General features: G+C 66.2%; 16 protein-coding genes. 1 reads left to right on the top strand and 15 read right to left on the bottom strand.

The window, feature by feature from the left end:
• Window positions 1–13 precede the first annotated feature (13 nt).
• The 8 genes from M3A49_RS02040 to M3A49_RS02005 form a co-directional block, all read right to left on the bottom strand.
• The gene (locus tag M3A49_RS02040) at window positions 14–1,027 is read right to left on the bottom strand and encodes an Ldh family oxidoreductase (RefSeq protein WP_266227286.1); all 1,014 of its coding nucleotides are present in this window, start codon (window positions 1,025–1,027) and stop codon (window positions 14–16) included.
• Window positions 1,028–1,121: 94 nt separating this feature from the next.
• Window positions 1,122–2,036, bottom strand: a complete 915-nt coding sequence (locus M3A49_RS02035) for a dihydrodipicolinate synthase family protein (RefSeq protein ID WP_266227285.1) — start codon at window positions 2,034–2,036, stop codon at window positions 1,122–1,124.
• 180 nt (window positions 2,037–2,216) lie between these two features.
• Entirely contained in the window at window positions 2,217–2,999 is a 783-nt protein-coding gene (locus tag M3A49_RS02030) for an AraC family transcriptional regulator (RefSeq protein ID WP_266227284.1), read from the bottom strand.
• A gap of 89 nt (window positions 3,000–3,088) precedes the next feature.
• The gene (locus M3A49_RS02025) at window positions 3,089–4,357 is read right to left on the bottom strand and encodes an FAD-dependent oxidoreductase (protein WP_266227283.1); all 1,269 of its coding nucleotides are present in this window, start codon (window positions 4,355–4,357) and stop codon (window positions 3,089–3,091) included.
• The gene (locus tag M3A49_RS02020) at window positions 4,354–4,629 is read right to left on the bottom strand and encodes a 2Fe-2S iron-sulfur cluster-binding protein (protein WP_254354030.1); all 276 of its coding nucleotides are present in this window, start codon (window positions 4,627–4,629) and stop codon (window positions 4,354–4,356) included. Before M3A49_RS02020 ends, M3A49_RS02025 begins: the two co-directional genes overlap by 4 nt.
• Window positions 4,622–5,782, bottom strand: coding sequence for an FAD-dependent oxidoreductase (locus M3A49_RS02015; RefSeq protein WP_323182925.1), 1,161 nt, complete (start codon window positions 5,780–5,782; stop codon window positions 4,622–4,624). Before M3A49_RS02015 ends, M3A49_RS02020 begins: the two co-directional genes overlap by 8 nt.
• Window positions 5,779–6,738 (bottom strand): 4-hydroxyproline epimerase, encoded by a 960-nt coding sequence (locus M3A49_RS02010; protein ID WP_323182932.1) that lies wholly within the window; start codon window positions 6,736–6,738, stop codon window positions 5,779–5,781. Before M3A49_RS02010 ends, M3A49_RS02015 begins: the two co-directional genes overlap by 4 nt.
• 118 nt (window positions 6,739–6,856) lie before the next feature.
• Window positions 6,857–7,573 carry a TetR/AcrR family transcriptional regulator gene (locus M3A49_RS02005; protein WP_266227282.1) on the bottom strand — a complete coding sequence of 239 codons (717 nt, stop codon included), beginning with the start codon at window positions 7,571–7,573 and terminating at the stop codon, window positions 6,857–6,859.
• Window positions 7,574–7,637: 64 nt separating this feature from the next.
• Here M3A49_RS02005 and shc point away from each other — a divergent pair, with 64 nt between their 5' ends.
• A complete protein-coding gene (gene shc / locus M3A49_RS02000) occupies window positions 7,638–9,674 on the top strand; it encodes a squalene--hopene cyclase (protein ID WP_266227281.1) in 2,037 nt (678 codons plus the stop codon).
• Between the two features lie 36 nt (window positions 9,675–9,710).
• Here the strand turns inward: shc and M3A49_RS01995 are convergent, their stop codons facing one another.
• The 7 genes from M3A49_RS01995 to M3A49_RS01965 form a co-directional block, all read right to left on the bottom strand.
• Window positions 9,711–11,390, bottom strand: coding sequence for a purple acid phosphatase family protein (locus M3A49_RS01995; RefSeq protein ID WP_266227280.1), 1,680 nt, complete (start codon window positions 11,388–11,390; stop codon window positions 9,711–9,713).
• Window positions 11,391–11,615: 225 nt separating this feature from the next.
• Window positions 11,616–12,788: a porin gene (locus M3A49_RS01990; protein WP_266227279.1), complete on the bottom strand. Its 1,173-nt coding sequence runs from the start codon at window positions 12,786–12,788 to the stop codon at window positions 11,616–11,618.
• Window positions 12,789–13,045: 257 nt separating this feature from the next.
• Window positions 13,046–13,222 carry a DUF1328 family protein gene (locus M3A49_RS01985; protein ID WP_028203043.1) on the bottom strand — a complete coding sequence of 59 codons (177 nt, stop codon included), beginning with the start codon at window positions 13,220–13,222 and terminating at the stop codon, window positions 13,046–13,048.
• Window positions 13,223–13,460: 238 nt separating this feature from the next.
• Window positions 13,461–13,757 carry a YciI family protein gene (locus M3A49_RS01980; protein ID WP_266227278.1) on the bottom strand — a complete coding sequence of 99 codons (297 nt, stop codon included), beginning with the start codon at window positions 13,755–13,757 and terminating at the stop codon, window positions 13,461–13,463.
• A 12-nt stretch (window positions 13,758–13,769) separates the two neighbouring features.
• On the bottom strand, window positions 13,770–14,054 hold the full coding sequence (gene catC / locus M3A49_RS01975) for a muconolactone Delta-isomerase (RefSeq protein WP_069266126.1): 285 nt from the start codon (window positions 14,052–14,054) through the stop codon (window positions 13,770–13,772).
• 52 nt (window positions 14,055–14,106) lie between these two features.
• Complete coding sequence (locus tag M3A49_RS01970; protein ID WP_266227277.1) at window positions 14,107–15,438, bottom strand: short-chain fatty acid transporter; 1,332 nt, start codon at window positions 15,436–15,438, stop codon at window positions 14,107–14,109.
• A gap of 70 nt (window positions 15,439–15,508) precedes the next feature.
• Complete coding sequence (locus tag M3A49_RS01965) at window positions 15,509–16,489, bottom strand: 3-hydroxyacyl-CoA dehydrogenase (protein ID WP_266227276.1); 981 nt, start codon at window positions 16,487–16,489, stop codon at window positions 15,509–15,511.

Raw genomic sequence — 16,489 nt, 5'->3', positions numbered from 1 at the left:
GGGAGCCTGGCAATCAGTCGAGGAGTTTCAGCACATCGTCGTAGAGCGCGCGCGGCACCTTCACGCCATCGCGTTCGCTGCGCGCGCGTGCCTCGAAACGGCGCTGCGACGGCAAGCGCGCGCCCTGGGCGGTGATGGCGGCGAACATCCGCTCGGCGCGCGCTTGCCCGGCTGCGTAGCCGTCGCCGCCGAAGCGCCGGGGATCGATGGCGATGACGAGTTCGCCATGGCAAGGGCTCGCGCCCGCGCCGCCGTCGAAGGCCTGCGACTCCATGCTGGTGAGGTCGCCGATCAGCGCGCCCGCGAGCAGCTCGATCATGGCCGCGAGCGCCGAGCCCTTGTGGCCGCCGAACGTCTGCATTGCGCCGTCCAGCGCGGCGCGGGCGTCGGTGGTGGGCTGGCCGTCGCAGTCGACTGCCCAATGCGGCGGAATGGGCTTGCCCTCGCGCGCATGCAGTTCGATGTCGCCGCGCGCAATCGCGCTCGTGGCGAAGTCGAACACGAACGGCAGGCCGCCTTCGCGCGGCCACGCGAACGCGAGCGGATTCGTGCCGAACACGCCGCGCGTGCCGCCCGCCGGCGCGACCCAGCTATGGCTCGGATTCATGGCGATGCCCACGAGCCCTTGCGCCGCGATGGCTTCGACCTCGGGCCACAGCGCCGAAAAATGAAAGCAGCGGTTGATGGCCATCGCCGCGATGCCCTGGCTGCGTGCTTTCTGGGCGAGCAAGGGCAGGCCGGTTTCGAAGGCGAGCAGCGAAAAGCCATAGTGCGCGTCCACGGCCAGCACGCCGGGCGCGATATCGCGCAGCGTGGGCTCGGCGCGCGCATCGACTTTGCCGCTCTTGAGCGAGCGTGCGCAGACGAGCAGGCGATAGATGCCATGCGAATGGCATTCGTCGCGCTGGCCTTGCGTGATCACGCGCGCGATCGCATCGGCGTGCGCCTCGGACATGCCGTGCCGCAGCAGCACGTTGCGCGAGAGCGTGAAGACTTCGTCGAGCGTGAGGACGATGGTGGTGGACATGGCATCCCGTGTAAAAAAACAAACCGGGCCAACTTGGCCCGGTTTCGGTGATTCGAATGAAGATTGGGAGAGAGGCGCGCTGAGTTCGTAACGCTTACAGACCGACGTCCGGCAGCGCGGGGCGCGTGGCGAGCGCCTTCTCGACCACGGCCTTCACATGCGCGAGCGCTTCGCCTTCGAGCGCCAGACGCGGCGGGCGTGTGATCGCGCTGCCGCGGCCCACCAGCTCCTCGCACAGCTTGATGCATTGCACGAGGTCGGGGCGCGCGTCGAGGTGCAGCAGCGGCATGAACCAGCGGTAGAGCGCGAGCGCTTCGTCAAAGCGCTTTTGCTTCGCGAGACGGAAGAGCGTTTCGCCTTCCTTCGGGAACACGTTCGACATGCCCGAGACCCAGCCTTGCGCGCCCACGGCCACGCTTTCGACCACGACGTCGTCGAGGCCCGCGAACAGCACGAAGCGGTCGCCCACGGCGTTGCGCAGATCGATGAAGCGGCGCGTATCGCCCGACGAATCCTTGAAGCAGACGATATTTTCGCAATCCTGAAGAGCGATCAGGATGTCGGGCGTCACGTCGTTCTTGTAGATCGGCGGATTGTTGTAGACCATCACCGGCACGTCGGTGCTGGACGCCACGGCGCGAAAATGCGCGGCCGTTTCGTGTGGCTTCGAGGAATACACGAGCGCCGGCATGACCATCACGCCGTCCACGCCTACGCGCGCCGCTGCTTTCACGGTTTGGCGCGCGAACTCGGTGGTGAATTCGGCGATGCCCGCGATCACCGGCACCTTGCCGCCTGCCGCGTCGCGCGCGGCCTCGATCACCGCAATCTTTTCATGCGTCGCGAGCGACGTGTTCTCGCCGACGGTGCCGCACACCACGAGGCCAGACACGCCGTCCTTGACGAGATTGCTCACCACCCGGTGCGTGGCATCGATATCGACCGAGAAGTCCGCCTTGAACTGCGTGCTGACGGCGGGAAACACCCCGCTCCACTGGATAGCGCTCACTGTGACTCACTCCTTGAATGCGTAGCGGCTCGCGCCGGTACCTGTTGAATATGAGTGAAGTATCGCTGTCCAGATCGTTTGACGCTTGGGGCCTTTCGCGCCTCGGAAAGACGAAATCTGCATAGTCCACCGCGCTCTTAACGCAGCCCAGGGACAACCCTGAGCGCGCTGGCGCGAGGCTCAGGCGCCGGACGTCTGTGCGCTTTCGGGCGTTTGCAGCAGCGCGCGATACTGGCTTGGCGTGACGCCCACCGTGGCCTTGAATTGCCGCGTGAATGCGCTGTGATCGTTATAGCCGCACTGCGTGGCGATGTCGGTGATGCTCAGGTCGCTCGCGAGCAGCACCGAGGCCGCGTCCAGACGCGTTTTCAGCAGCATCTGGCGGGGCGTGAGGTGAAAGATCTTGTGGAAGTAGCGCTCGATCTGCGCCACCGACATGTTGATGAGCTTCGCCAGGTGCGCGAGCTTGAGCGGTTGCGCATAGTTGTCCTGGATGTACTTCGCGGCGACCGCGAGCCGCTGGTAAGCGGGATGCGTGCCTTCGGCGGCCTGCAGGTCGCGCGAAATGCCCGCCACGCCCAGCACGCGGCCGCGTGCGTCGTGCAACGGGACTTTCGAGGTGAGACACCAGCCCGGCTGCCGGCCCGGATACAGATGCAGTTCGAGCTGGTCGATGAGACTGCTGTCGAGCCGCACCACGGCCTGGTCCTGCGCGGTATAGCTGTGGCCGAAGCGCGAGGGAAAGACCTGCTCGGCCGTCTTGCCGAGCAGCGCGCGCTTTTCCTTGAAGCCGCAGCGCGCGGCGAGTGTGGTGTTGGCGATCACGTAGCGCGCCTCATGGTCCTTCACGAAGAACACCACGTCGGGCATGGCGTCGAACAGCGGTTCGAGCATGGTGAAATGCGCGACCATCTGCGCAAACGTGGCGATTTCGAGGGCGGCGGGCAGGACCAGTTCGGGCATCGCGAGGCGCGTGGGGCGGGATCGGCGGAAACCACCATTGTGCCGATTTGCGCACGCGCGCGCATCTGCAACAAAAAACGCGTGTGGCGCTATTCCGTCGTTTCCGCGTGCAGCAAGGTGTTGATGCGCGCGGGCGAGAACGGCGGGCGCTGGCCGTTTTGCGGCCAGCCGAAACAGAACGCGGCCGCGTCGCCGCAAATCTTGCCCTGGCAGGGGCCCATGCCGCAGCGCGTCTGCAGCTTGGCGTCGCGCCATGACGCGTGGCGTGCAACGTCGCGAAAGGCGACGTCCTCGCAACGACAGAACACGGTGTCGGGCTGCGGGAGCGCCCGCAATGCGGGTGCGAGTTCGAACGCTGCGTGCAGGCGCGTGGCGAAACGGCGGTAACGCTCGCGTTCGGCGAACAGGTGCCGGGCGTTCGCGTGGTCGCCGAGCGCGGCGTATGCCGCGATGCGTCCTTCCACCGCCGCGAGTTCCATGCCGCCCACGCCCGTGCATTCGCCGGCCGCGTAAGCGGCTTCGGCGGAGGTCTGTTGCCATTCGTTCGCGGCGATGGCCGAAGAACCCGCATGGGCTTCGAGGCGGCAACCCAGCGCCGCGCCGAGGCCCGTATTCGGCACGAGGCCATAGGCGCACGCGATCCGGTCGCAATCGACCAGCACGTCGTCGTTGCCGCGCCGCACACGCGCCTGCGTCACGCGCGTCGTGCCGATCGCTTCGGCAACGTACGCATCGCACCAGTAAGGCGTCGCGCGCAGATCGAAGCGCATGCGCAGCGCCTGGGCGAGTTTCGCTGGCGTATGGACGAGGCCCGTCGCGAAGCGGCGCACCGCCTGGGGCGGCGCCTGCTCGACGATCGCGGCGATCGTCGAGCCATGCTGGCGCGCGGTCACGGCGGCGGCCCAAAGCAACGGCCCGCTGCCCGCGATGACGATGCGTTCGCCGCGCACGGGCATGCCGCCCTTGATGAGCGCCTGCAAGCCTCCCGCGCCTGTGATGCCGGGCAAGGTCCAGCCGGGATAGGGCAGGAAGCGCTCGCGCGCGCCCGAGGCGACGATGAGCTTGCCGTAAGCGAGCGTGAGCGCGCGGTCGGGGCTCTGCGCGAGCAGTTGCCGTCCAGGCAACGCCTGCACGATGCGGGTTGCGCTTAGCAGCGTGACGTTGGTGCGCGCCGCGAGGGCGTCGAGCACGGCGCGCGCGGGGCCAGTGGCGCGATGGCCGGGACCCTGACGCCAGATCTGGCCGCCAGGCAGCGCATTGTCATCGACGAGGCCGACGCTCGCACCCGCCTGTGCGGCGATGCGCGCGGCGTTCAATCCGGCTGGTCCGGCGCCGATGATCAGGATATCGAACTTCATGGCGCTGCATTCCCGGTAACGACCCTCATGCCCGCGACGCAAACCGTCTGGCAGGCAAGCCGATGCGGCACGCCGTCGATGGTGACGCGGCATTCCTGGCAGATGCCCATGCCGCACAAAGGCCCGCGCAGCGCGCCGCTCACCGAACGCCGCGTAACGGGCGCCGCGTGCTCTTCATGCGCGGCAATGGCGATGGCGGCTGCAACCGAGCTGCCCGGCGCGACGCCCACTTTGCGCCCATCGATCGTCAACGTCGTATTCGATTCAGGCATGCACGGCCCCCTGGGCAGCGAAGCGCGCGGGGAGATACGGCGTCGCGTCGATCTCGGCGGCGCGTCCGAGCATCTGCGCGGCAATCAGCCTGGCGGTGCCGAGCGCCGTGGTGACGCCGAGACCCTCGTGTCCGGTGGCGAGCCACGTGGACGGATGGCTGTCGTCATCGGCGAACGAGGCCGCGGGGCCGATCAGCGGCATGCCGTCGCTCGATGCCGGGCGAAAGCCCGTCCATGCGCGAATCGCGTTGAGCGCGGGCAATTGCGGCAGGTATTCGGCAGCGCGGCGCAGCATGCGAGCGAGAATCGCCGGCTCGACGGCGGGGTCCGTGCTGTCGAACTGGCGCGACGAGCCGATCAGCAATTGCCCGGTCGGCCGCGGCTGGACGTTGAACGCCACCGAGGTGCCGCTCGCGTTGTGCGCGCTCTTGCTATAGCCGAGTTCGAGAATCTGGTGCCGAATCGTGCCGGGATAGCGGTCGGTAATGAGCAGGTGTCCCTTCTTCGCCTGCAGCGGCAGGCGTGGCAGCAAATCGAGCGCCTGGAGGCCGTTCGCGATCAAGACCGCGCCCGCGCCGACGACCTCGCCGTCGGCGAGGTGCACGCCTGTGCGGTCGAGATGCGCGACCTGCGTTTGCGTGCGGCAAGTCAGGCGGCCGCTAACTGGTTGTTCGAGCAACCATGCTGCTACGGCAGGCGCGTAGACCACAGCGTCGTTGTCGACGATCATTCCGCCTGCGAGGCCATTGCTCAGACCCGGTTCCGCTTCGCGCAACTGGCGCGCGTCGAGCGTCGAGCACGCCACGCCCTGGTGTTGCAGCGCCTGCTGACGTGTTTGCGCGAGCGCCAGCTCTTCTTCGTCGGCGGCGACCCAGAGCGTGCCGCAGCGCAAGAACGCATGGCGCTCGTCGAGACGCGGCGCAAGGGCGTGCCACAGTGCCAACGACCACGCGCTCAGCGCGAATTCGGCGGCCGTGTCGTCCATCACGACGAGGTGGCCCATACCGGCGGCCGTCACGCCGCCGCCTACGCCGGCTCGCTCGATGACGAGTACATTCAAACCCTGCGCCGCGAGTTCATGCGCGCATGCTGCGCCCACGATGCCCGCGCCAATCACGACGACATCGTGTTGACCGCTCGAACTTTGGATCACGCGGGAATGCCCCACGCGAACGGATCGTCGTCGGCGAAAATCAATTTGGACTCCGCGCTAATATGCGCGCTGCCGCGTATGCTCGGTCGCACGTGGCCCGCGGGGAGTTCGGGCGTGGTTTCATAGCAGGCTTCGAACACGCTGCCGATGATGCTTTCCTGGCGCCACTGCGCGCCGGGTGCGAGCGTGCCGTCCGCGGCGAGGCACGCGACCTTCGCACTCGTGCCGGTGCCGCACGGCGAACGGTCGTAGGCCTTGCCGGGACACAGCACGAAATTGCGGCTGTCGATGCCCGCGACGTCCGAATGCGCGAACAATTCAATATGGTCGATCAGCGCCCCGTCCGCGCCGGTGATGCCGTTCGCCTCGAGCGCCTGGCGCATGGCCCACGTGGCTTCGGTGAGCGCTTCGACGTTGCTCGCTTCGAGCGTCAGGTTGTGATCGGCGACGAGGAAGAACCAGTTGCCGCCCCAGGCGATGTCACCGTGCACGCGGCCGTAACCGGGCACGTCGAGCGGCACGGCCTGACGGTAGCGATACGCGGGCACGTTGCGCACGGTGACGCTGCGGTCGGCGTGCAGTTCGGCTTCGACATTGCCCACCGGCGTTTCAATGCGATGCACACCTGGCGCGATGCGCCCGAGATGCGCGAGCGATCCGATGAGGCCGATGGTGCCGTGCCCGCACATGCCGAGAAAGCCGACGTTGTTGAAGAAGATCACGCCGGCGGAGCAGGACGGATCATGCGGCTCGCAAAGCAGCGCGCCGACCATCACGTCCGAGCCGCGCGGCTCGTTGACGACGCCCGCGCGCACGCGGTCGAAGTCGCGACGGAAAACGGCGAGGCGTTCGGCGAGCGGGCCGTGGCCCAACTCGGGGCCGCCGGCGATCACGAGGCGCGTGGGTTCGCCACCCGTGTGGGAGTCGATAACGGTCAGGGTTTTCATGCCGACAATCGTAGGTCGCGCCATTTTGGCCGTCTTGCTCGAACGGCCCATGCGCGGTGACGATTTCGGCATAGTGCGCCGGGCGTGAAAGCGCGGCGGCCAGGGGGAACCCTGGCGCGTGCTTTCTTTAGTCTTTCACGAGCGCCAGTTGCTCCAGCTGGCGGACCACTTCGGCGCGCAGGCGCGGCGGCATGTTCTGGTAGCCGAGCAGGTCGGAGATCCACAGGCCGTCCGCCGCGAGCCGGCAGATCATGAGGCGGGCGGCGGCTTCGAGCGCAAGCGGGTCGGGGCGCGTCCACTTGCGCATGGGCGCGGCGTAGCGCTCGCGAATCGCGGGATCGGTCATCATCGCCGCCACCAGTACGCGCAGCACGTTGGTGCTGGCGGCGGGGCTCGTTTCGTCGACCGTCGTGTGCAGGTAGGCGCGTGCGGCCGCGCTGTGTTTCGGCGCGCCTTGCGCCACGCCTTCGTCGATGCGCGTGTGCATCTGCTGCTCGAAGCGCGTCAGCGTCTGCTCGAAGAGGGCATCGAGCAAGCCCTGCTTGTTGGCAAAGTGATATTGCAGTGCGCCCTTGGTCACGCCCGCGCGTTCGGCCACGGCGTCGAGCGTCACGGCGGGCACGCCTTGATCGGTGGCGATGTCGGAAGCCGCTTGCAGCAACTGCGCGCGCACCTGGGCCGGGGCTTTCTTGCGTCGCGTGCCGGCGGCAGGCGCAGCGTCCTTGCGTGGGGAAGGGGGCTTCGGGGCCGAGGAGGCCGGTGGAGCCGAGGGGGCCGCTGCGTCAGCCGCCTTCGCGCTGCGCCTTGTCGCGCGCGCGGGCGCCTTGACGGAGGAGTCTTTCATGGCGGCGATCATACCATTGCAGGCGTCGCTGCCAAACATTCCGTACGGATGGTATGATCCGCCGATGCAAAATTCCAACCCGCCTTTTACCGCCTCTGCAGCCGCCATGGCGACGCTCGACGCCTCGATCGTTCGCGGCCGCGAGGCGCTCGTGCGACAGCAGGAAGCCGATGGAAGCTGGTGCTTCGAACTCGAATCGGACGCCACGATCACCGCCGAATACATCCTCATGATGCATTTCATGGGCAAGATCGACGCGGTGCGTCAGGAGAAGATGGCGCGCTATCTGCGCGCCATTCAGCGTTTGCAAACGCACGGCGCATGGGACCTGTACGTGGATGGCGCGCCCGATGTCTCGTGCAGCGTGAAGGCGTACTTCGCGCTGAAGGCGGCGGGCGACTCCGGGCAGGCGCCGCATATGGTGCGTGCGCGGGAGACCATTCTGAAGCTCGGCGGGGCCGCGAAGTCCAACGTGTTCACGCGCATTCTGCTCGCCACCTTCGGTCAGGTGCCGTGGCGCGCCACGCCGTTCATGCCGGTTGAATTCGTGCTGTTCCCGAAGTGGGTGCCGATTTCGATGTACAAGGTCGCCTACTGGGCGCGCACGACCATGGTGCCGCTGCTCGCGCTCTGTTCGCTGAAGGCACGCGCGGCCAATCCACATGACGTATCGATTGCCGAACTGTTCGTGACGCCCCCCGAAGAGGAGCGCGAATACTTTGCGCGCGGCAAGGGCGTCCGCCGGCTCTTTCTCGCGGCTGACCGGGCGCTGCGCCGTATCGAGCCGCTGCTGCCGCGCGCGCTGCGCCAACGCGCCATGAAATACGCGGAGGCCTGGTGCGCCGAGCGCATGAACGGCGAGGACGGCATGGGCGGCATTTTTCCGCCTATCGTGTACAGCTACCAGATGATGCAGGTGCTTGGGTATCCTGAGGATCATCCGTTGCGCCGCGATTGCGAGAATGCACTGGAAAAGCTGCTGGTCGAGCGCCCGGACGGCAGCGTGTATTGCCAGCCATGTCTCTCGCCGGTGTGGGACACGGCGTGGAGCACGATGGCGCTCGAGCAGGCGCGCACGGTCGTGCCCGCCGATCCGGCGTCGGCCGCGATCAGCGACCAGGAACTGCAGCAGCGCATTGCGCGTGCGTACGACTGGCTCGCCGAGCGTCAAGTGGACGACGTGCGCGGCGACTGGATCGAGAACGCGCAGCCCGATACGCCGGTTGGCGGCTGGGCCTTTCAATATGAGAACCCGTACTATCCCGACATCGACGACACGGCCGTGGTCGCCGCCATGCTCCATCGGCGGGGCCGCGGGGAGGCGCGCAAGACGGGCGTGGACCCGTATGCGGCGCGTGTCGCGCGCTCGCTCGACTGGATGCGCGGCCTGCAATCGCGCAACGGCGGCTTCGGGGCCTTCGACGCCGATTGCGACCGCCTCTATCTGAACGCGATCCCGTTCGCGGATCACGGCGCCTTGCTCGACCCGCCAACCGAAGACGTATCGGGCCGCGTACTCCTGTGCTTCGGCGTAACGGGCCGCGCCGAGGACAAGGCGGCGCTTGCGCGCGCCATCGCGTACGTGAAGGCCACGCAGCGAGCCGACGGCAGCTGGTGGGGCCGCTGGGGCACCAACTATATCTACGGCACGTGGAGCGTGCTGGCAGGTCTCGCGCTCGCGGGCGAGGACCCGAGGCAGCCGTACATCGCGCGCGCGCTCACGTGGCTGCGTGCACGCCAGCACGCCGATGGCGGCTGGGGCGAGACCAACGACAGCTATATCGACCCGCGCCTTGCCGGCACCAACGGCGGCGAAAGCGCGTCGAACTTCACCGCGTGGGCGCTGCTCGCGCAAATGGCGTTCGGTGACTGGGAATCCGAATCGGTACGGCGCGGTGTGGCGTATCTGCTATCCGTGCAGCAGGAAGACGGATTCTGGTGGCATCGCTCGCATAATGCGCCGGGGTTCCCGCGTATTTACTACCTCAAGTATCACGGATACACGGCCTATTTTCCGCTGTGGGCGCTGTCGCGCTACCGGCGGCTGGCGGGCGGTGCGGTCGTGGTGCGGGAAGTGGAAGAAGCCGCGCTCGCGGACTGAATTCGAAGCGGGGCGCAAGCGCCCCGCGTGGTTCGCTTAGCGTGACTTCGCCAGCGTAATCGTTTCGAACAACTCATAATTGCCGGTCGGCGTTTGATCCGCACCGGGCGCGTGATAGTAGTTCATCGTGATCGTCGTCTTGCCGCCGTGCGTGCCCGGATCGACGTCGAACACCGCAATGCCATAGCCCGTACCCGTATCGCGCTGTGCCGACCAGATCGCGTCTTCGAGCGCATCCGCCGTGGGGCGCGCGAAGGTGCCCGCGGTCGTGCCCGCGACCGGGTGATTGGGCTTCGTGAACACCTGGGCCTGCGGATTGCCATTGCCGGCGTCCACGCCATACACGTCGAGCGGCGCGCTCGTGCCGCCGCCGCCAAGGATCAGATGGATCGTGCCGTGGCTCGTGTCGAAGGTGTTGCCCGCGCCCTCGGCGTGCGTGACGGGGCGCGGCTGAAGCGTGTCGACGCTCGCGCCGGTCTTCGCATCGACGCCCGCGTGATGATTGCAGCCGCGCACCGGGTAGCTGCGCTCGTAGTCGTGATCGTGGCCGCACACCACGAGGTCCACGCCATAGCGGTCGAAGAGGGGCAGCCACGCTTCGCGAATGCCCTTGTCCGAGCCGTTGCCCGTTTTCGACGAGCTGAGCGCGTCCTGGTGCATCTGCACCACGATCCAGTCGATATCGTCGTCATCCTTCGCCTGCTTCAGGGTTTGCTCGAGCCAGCGCGTCTGCACGCCGTTGCTGTAGCCGCGCACATAGAATGACGTGCCCGGCTGAACCGGCGCGTTGCCCGTGCTCGCGGCAGGCACGAGCGGCGAGGGGCCGGCCACGAACGCGGCGGCGTCCTGGTAGACCACGTCGTCGGCGTCGAGCGAGACGAACAGCACGTTGCTCACGCGGAAGCTGTACCAGCGGCCCGAAAACTGCGTGCCGTTATGCGGCAGCGTATAGCGCGTGAGATACGAATTCAGACCCTGCGGGCCGTTGTAGAACTCGATCTCGTGATTGCCGGGGCACGGCATCCACGGACGATTCGCCGACGACGTCTGATTGTTGTTGCCGAAGTCGCGCCACACATCGGTCTGGTGCGCGGGATTCAGGTTCGCGTAGCAGAGGTCGCCATTGAGCAGATGAAAGAGCGGCTGGAAGCGCTCTACGGCCTCGACGGCGAAGCGGCTTTGCGGCGACGACAGCACCCAGCCCGTGTTCGGCGTGGCGAGGTCGCCGTAGCTCGTGAAGCGGAACTTTGCACGCCCGCGCGGCGCCGTGGCGAAGCTCGACGAAAACGGGCTGCTCGCGTGGCTGTCGTTATCGGCGGTGACTTCGTAGCGGTAGGTCGTCGCCGGGTCCAGACCGCGCAGCCGCGCGTGATACGTGAACACGACGACGCCGGTGAGTCCGTCGGTATAGGTGCGTTGCACGGCGTGCACCGTTTCGCGTTTGCCGCGATCGGCGCTGTAGATCACGCGCGGATTCGTGGAGGAGGCGAGCGATGCCCACGAAACGACGACTTCGCGTGTCGGGTCTTCGCCCCAGGTGAGGTGGATCTGCTCGGGCGTGCCGTCCGATGTGGCGGCGTCGGCTTTCGCGCTGCCCGCGAAAGCGCTGGCCGCGCTCGCGAAGCCGGACGCGCCGGCGAGCTTGAGGAAGCCGCGGCGCGAGACACTGGCGCCGCTTTCGGTGGATGCATTCTCGGGGATGTCTTTTTTCGTCATGTCGTCTCGCCTCGGGAGCAGAGGGCGAAGCCTGCGCTGGCGGACTTGCATGACTGACGCGCGCGGGCGCAAGCATCGCAGGGTGAGTGTCTGCGCAACGATGGCGCGCTTGCATGACCCGGCGATGACATTGCCCTTATTTTACGCAGCACGACGGGCCGCGCTCATTTCGCGCGCCCCGCTGTTACGCCGCTGTTACTGCGCGCCTACCCCTTAAGCATCGGCTTAGAACTTCAGGCGCATGCCTGCCGCGACGACCGCCTGCGCATTGCTGGACGAAGCCGCGAGGTTGTGGATCGACGCATTGCCAAGCACCGGAATGCCCTGCGCGCCAGAAACGCGCTGATAGACGCCTTCCAGATACACGTCGGTGCGGCGGCTCAGCGCGTAGTCGGCCTGCAGCACGAACTGGTTCCAGTGCGGCGACGCGTTGCCTTGCGCGCGGCTCACCGAGCCGTCCGTATAGGTATAGGCGCCGCCCAGACTCAGTTGCGGCGTGAGCGCATAACGGCCGTTCACTTCGAAGTTATTGAACGTCAGGTAGTCGGCGTCGAACGTATTGAGCGAGCCGCCCTGGGCGATTTGCGTGGGCTCGGCGACCATCGTGCGCGTGAACACGAGGCCCACTTTCGCCGGCCCGATCGCATAGCTGCCGCCCGCGCCGAGCGTGCGTGTGCGTGCAGCCACGAACATCGGATCGTTGTCGGTGCCGCTGCCGGCGCTCAGTGCGCCGTTCGTGGTCGAGCCGGGCTCGTTGCCCTGGAAGTACGCCACAGCCAGGTTGACCGGGCCCCCGTTCCATGAAGCGCCCATCGTGTAGGCGTTATTGTTCGCGAAGCCACCGGCCTGGTTGCTGAACGCGTAGGCGCCTTCCACCTGGAAGCCCGCGTAGGTCGCGCTGCGCAACTTGACGGCGTTGTTCATGCGCACGTCGTTGTTGAGGTTGTCGTTGTCGAACGGGTGCATCGCGATGTTGCCGCCGAAGCCGGAGCCCGTGGCCGACATGGGCGCGATCATGTCCACGAGCGCGTCGTACTGGCGCCCGAGCGTGAGCGTGCCGTACTGGTCGCTGGAGAGGCCCAGCCATGCCTGCCGGCCGAATAGATAGCCGCCGTTGGAGCCCTTGCCGTTGACGACCGAGAAACCGTTCTCGAGGTCGAAGATCGCCTTGAGTCCGCCGCCCAGGTCTTCCGTGCCGCGCAGGCCCCAGCGGCTCGTGCTCACGTTGCCGGACTGCATGCCCCACGTCGTGCCATGACCCGTGGACGACTTCTGGTTGCTGACGTAGTCGAGGCCCGCATCGACCGTGCCGTAGAGCGTAACGCTGCTTTGTGCGTGAGCGCTCGTGCAAGCGGTGGCCGCCGCGAGCGCGAGGAGGTTCAACAACGCTTTTTTCATTTCGGTTCCGCAGAGAAGGAGGATTCTTCGTGTGTGGCGGAACCGGAAATTTAGGCGAGGCCGATTACGCAAACGTGTCGAAAATGGCCCGTAAAATGAAACTTCGTTTAGGTTCTCGATACGTTCGGTTCATGAGAAAAGCCGCTTGTGATATGTGGTTGAGAAGTCAACCATAGGCGTCGCGCCTTTCAGTACGCGGGCGCGGCCCGATGGGGCCCGGGGCGGCGCCGGCGCCCCGGGCGTCGTTCGCGCTTCGGTCAATCGACGATCTTCTTCGTGACCACGAGGGCGATCACGAGGAATACCACGCACAGCACCACAAAGATAAAGAACAGGATCTTCGCAATCGCGGCCGCGCCGGCCGCAATACCCGTGAAGCCAAACAGAGCCGCGATCACGGCGATCACGGCAAAGAACAGGGCCATTTTTAGCATGATCGGTTTCCTCCTCGCGTGAAGGCGCCGCCACATGGGCCGCGCTGCTTGATGGACTGACGGCGTACCTGCTCAGCAATCGATGTGCCCAGCACGGGGTGCGCAGCAGGGGCGCCTAACCGCGCGGGAATGAAAAACGGCCCGGCGTGCGCAGGCACACGCCGGGCCAACACGGCGCGCACAGGGGAGCGCGGCGCCGTCGAGGGTCGAAGGTCGCGGGACTGCAGGCGCGTTGCGCTTACAGGTAGGAGGTTCCGTCGATATAGGCCTTGCGCCAGCGAACGATCTTCACGCTCTCGAACAGCCCGACATGCGTGAACGGATCCTGCGCGATGAAGCGCTCGGCCTCCTCACGGGTTTCGAGGTCGACGATATAGATGCCGCCGCCTGCGCCGCTGCCGTCGTCGTTGAGCTTCGCGCCGCAGGCCAGCAACAGCGCCTTGTTGTGCGCGAGAAACTCGAGATGTGCATCGCGCTCGCGTGCCCGCACCCCGGCGTGACCGGGCTTGTCGAACGTCTCGATGAGAAAAGGCATGGCGCGTTCCTCTCAGTTGGGCACGATGGCCGACGGATGCTGGGCGAGCGGCGTCACGCTGATCTTCAGGAACGGGAAAAGCGGCAGCGCGGTAAGCAGCGTATGGAGTTCGTCGTTCGATTCGACATCGAACACGCTGTAGTTCGCGTATTCGCCGGCCACGCGCCACAGGTGGCGCCACTTGCCTTCTCGTTGCAGTTTCTGCGAAAACGCTTTCTCCTCGGCCTTCAGGGCGTCGGCGAAGGCGGCGTCGGTGCCGTGCGGAATCTGCACCTGCATGTGCACGAGAAACAGCATGAATAGTCTCCGGTGAGGGTGGGGTTCAGAAAGGGGCGCCGATAAGAGCCAATCAGCCCCAGGCGAGAATCGCAACCGAATAAACGATGCCGATCCAGAACATCATGATGACTGTGTAGCCCATGATGTCCTTGAGTTTGAGCTTCGAAAGCGCGAGGGCGGGCAAGATCCAGAAAGGCTGCACGAGGTCGTTCCAGGCGTTGCCGAGCATCACGGCCGTCGAGGTATGGCCCACGGAGGCGCCGATGGTCTTTGCCGCTTCGATCATGAACGGTCCCTGGATGACCCAGTGGCCGCCGCCCGAAGGCGCGAAGAAGTTGATGACGAACGAACTGATCAAGCCCCAGAACGGCAGTGTGGCCGGCGTCGCGATCTTCACGAACGCTTCGGAAAACGTATTGACGAGACCCGAAGACGCCATGATCGCCATGATGCCCGCGTAGAACGGGTACTGCAGAATGATGCCGCTGATCGTGCGAATGCCTTCGTTGAGCTTCTCGACATAGCGGATCGGCGTGCCGAGCAGCAGGATGCCGAGGAACAGAATGAAGAAGTTGATGAGGTTCAGGTCAATCGAGCCGCCCTGCACGAAGTGCAGCGCGACATAGCCCATGCCGATCAGGCCGATCACGTAGCTCAGAAGACGGCTGTTGTTCAGGCGGTTGGCGAGCGTGTTGCCTTCGTCGAGATCCACGCCGAGCGCGGCGGCCTTCTGCTGCTTTTCTTCCTGGGCGCGATCGATTTCCTTGATCGGCTGACCCGGCCTGGGGTGCAGCCATGCGTTCAGGAGCGGCAGCGTGATGATGGTCACGAGGCTCGTGATGAGCATGGTGGGCGAGAAAATCGTTTCGGAGAGCGGAATGACGCCCATCTGCGCTTCGAGCGGATGTCCCTTCGTGGAAATCAGCACGGGAATGCTGGCCGAAAGCCCGAGGCCGTAAAGCGTAAAGCCGCTATACGCCGAAGCGATGATGAGCGGGTAGTGCACGCCTTTCACGCGCAGCGCGAGCTTGCGCGCAACGATACCGCCCACCACGAGGCCGAAGCCCCAGTTCAGGTAGCTGCCGATGCCGCCCACCAGCGTCGCGACGATGATCGCCATGCGCGGATCGTTCACGCGCGCCACCACGCGGTTCAGAAAGCGGTCGGTCAGCGGCGCGGTCGCCAGCACGTAGCCCATCGCGAGAATCACCGCCATTTGCGTGGTGAACGCGAGCAGCGCCCAGAAGCCCTTGCCCCAGCTCGTGGTGAGGGCCGTGACGGCTTGCCCTTGCACAATCACGGCAAGGGCCATCGTCAGCAAAGTGAGGCCGATCGCGAACACGAACGGATCGGGCAAATACCGGCGCATCAGCTCGGTAAAGAAAGCGGTGACTTTCTGCATGGAAGTGTCTCTGATTGAATCGTAATAATTGTCGGGTCTCTTCGGCTCTCAGCGCGTGCGTTCGAAGCGCTTATGAGTCGTCGTGGCTTTGGGTCTTGCGATGGCGGGCGAGATGCATGAGCTGGCGGTCGCGCCAGCCCACACGCTCGTCCCATTGATCGAGCGGCAGCGCCGCGCGTCTCGCCGCTTCGACCTGGGCGACGAGTTCGGGTGTCCACGGGTCGTGCTGGCCGCGTTCGGCGCCCATGCGTGCGTACGAGGGACCCATCTTCTGCGCATGCGAGGCGATGCCGCCGCGCGTGTTCAGATCGACGGTCTCGAACGGGCCGATCACCGACCAGCGCGGACCGAGGCCTTCGCGCATCACGGTGTCGATGTCTTCCACCGACGCCACGCCGTCGCGCACGAGGCAATACGCTTCGCGCAGCACGGCGCCTTGCAGGCGGTTGAAGATGAAGCCTTCCACTTCGTGCTTCACGCGCACGGGCTTCATGCCCGCTTCGGTGTAGAGCGCGATCGCGCGCGTGGCCGCCACATCGGACGTGAAGGGTGCGGGCACGACTTCGATCACGGGCACGAGGTAGGGCGGGTTGCCGGGATGAGCGACGAGGCAGCGCGCGCGGCCGGGCAGCGTAGTGTCGACGAATTTCGAAGCGGCGAGAAACGACGAAGCGCTTGCGAGGATCGCTTCGCGCGGCGCGGCACGGTCGAGCTGCGCGAAGATCTCGCGCTTGAGTTCGGCGCGCTCGGGGGCGCATTCCTGCACGAGATCGGCTTGCGCCACCGCGGCTTCGAGCGTCTCGACGATCGCGACGCGCGCGGCGATTGCCTGCGCGCTTTCGTCGAGCAGGGCGAATTGCGTGAGCGCGTCGAGGCGCAACGCAATCTCGTCAGGCGCGGCGGCGCGACGTGCAGCGTCGGGATCGTAGAGGCGCACGCGCCAGCCGGCCCGCGCAAAGCAGATCGCGAACGCCACGCCGATGCTGCCCGCGCCGACGATGCCGGCGCGTCGCGGGTTGCAGGCTTGTGCAGGCGTTTCGGGGGCCGCCAT

This window comes from Paraburkholderia sp. CNPSo 3076 (assembly GCF_026343935.1).
Taxonomy (GTDB): Bacteria; Pseudomonadota; Gammaproteobacteria; order Burkholderiales; family Burkholderiaceae; genus Paraburkholderia; species Paraburkholderia nodosa.
Note: the sequence above shows the minus strand (reverse complement) of the source record. Positions and strands in the feature narration are given on the sequence as shown.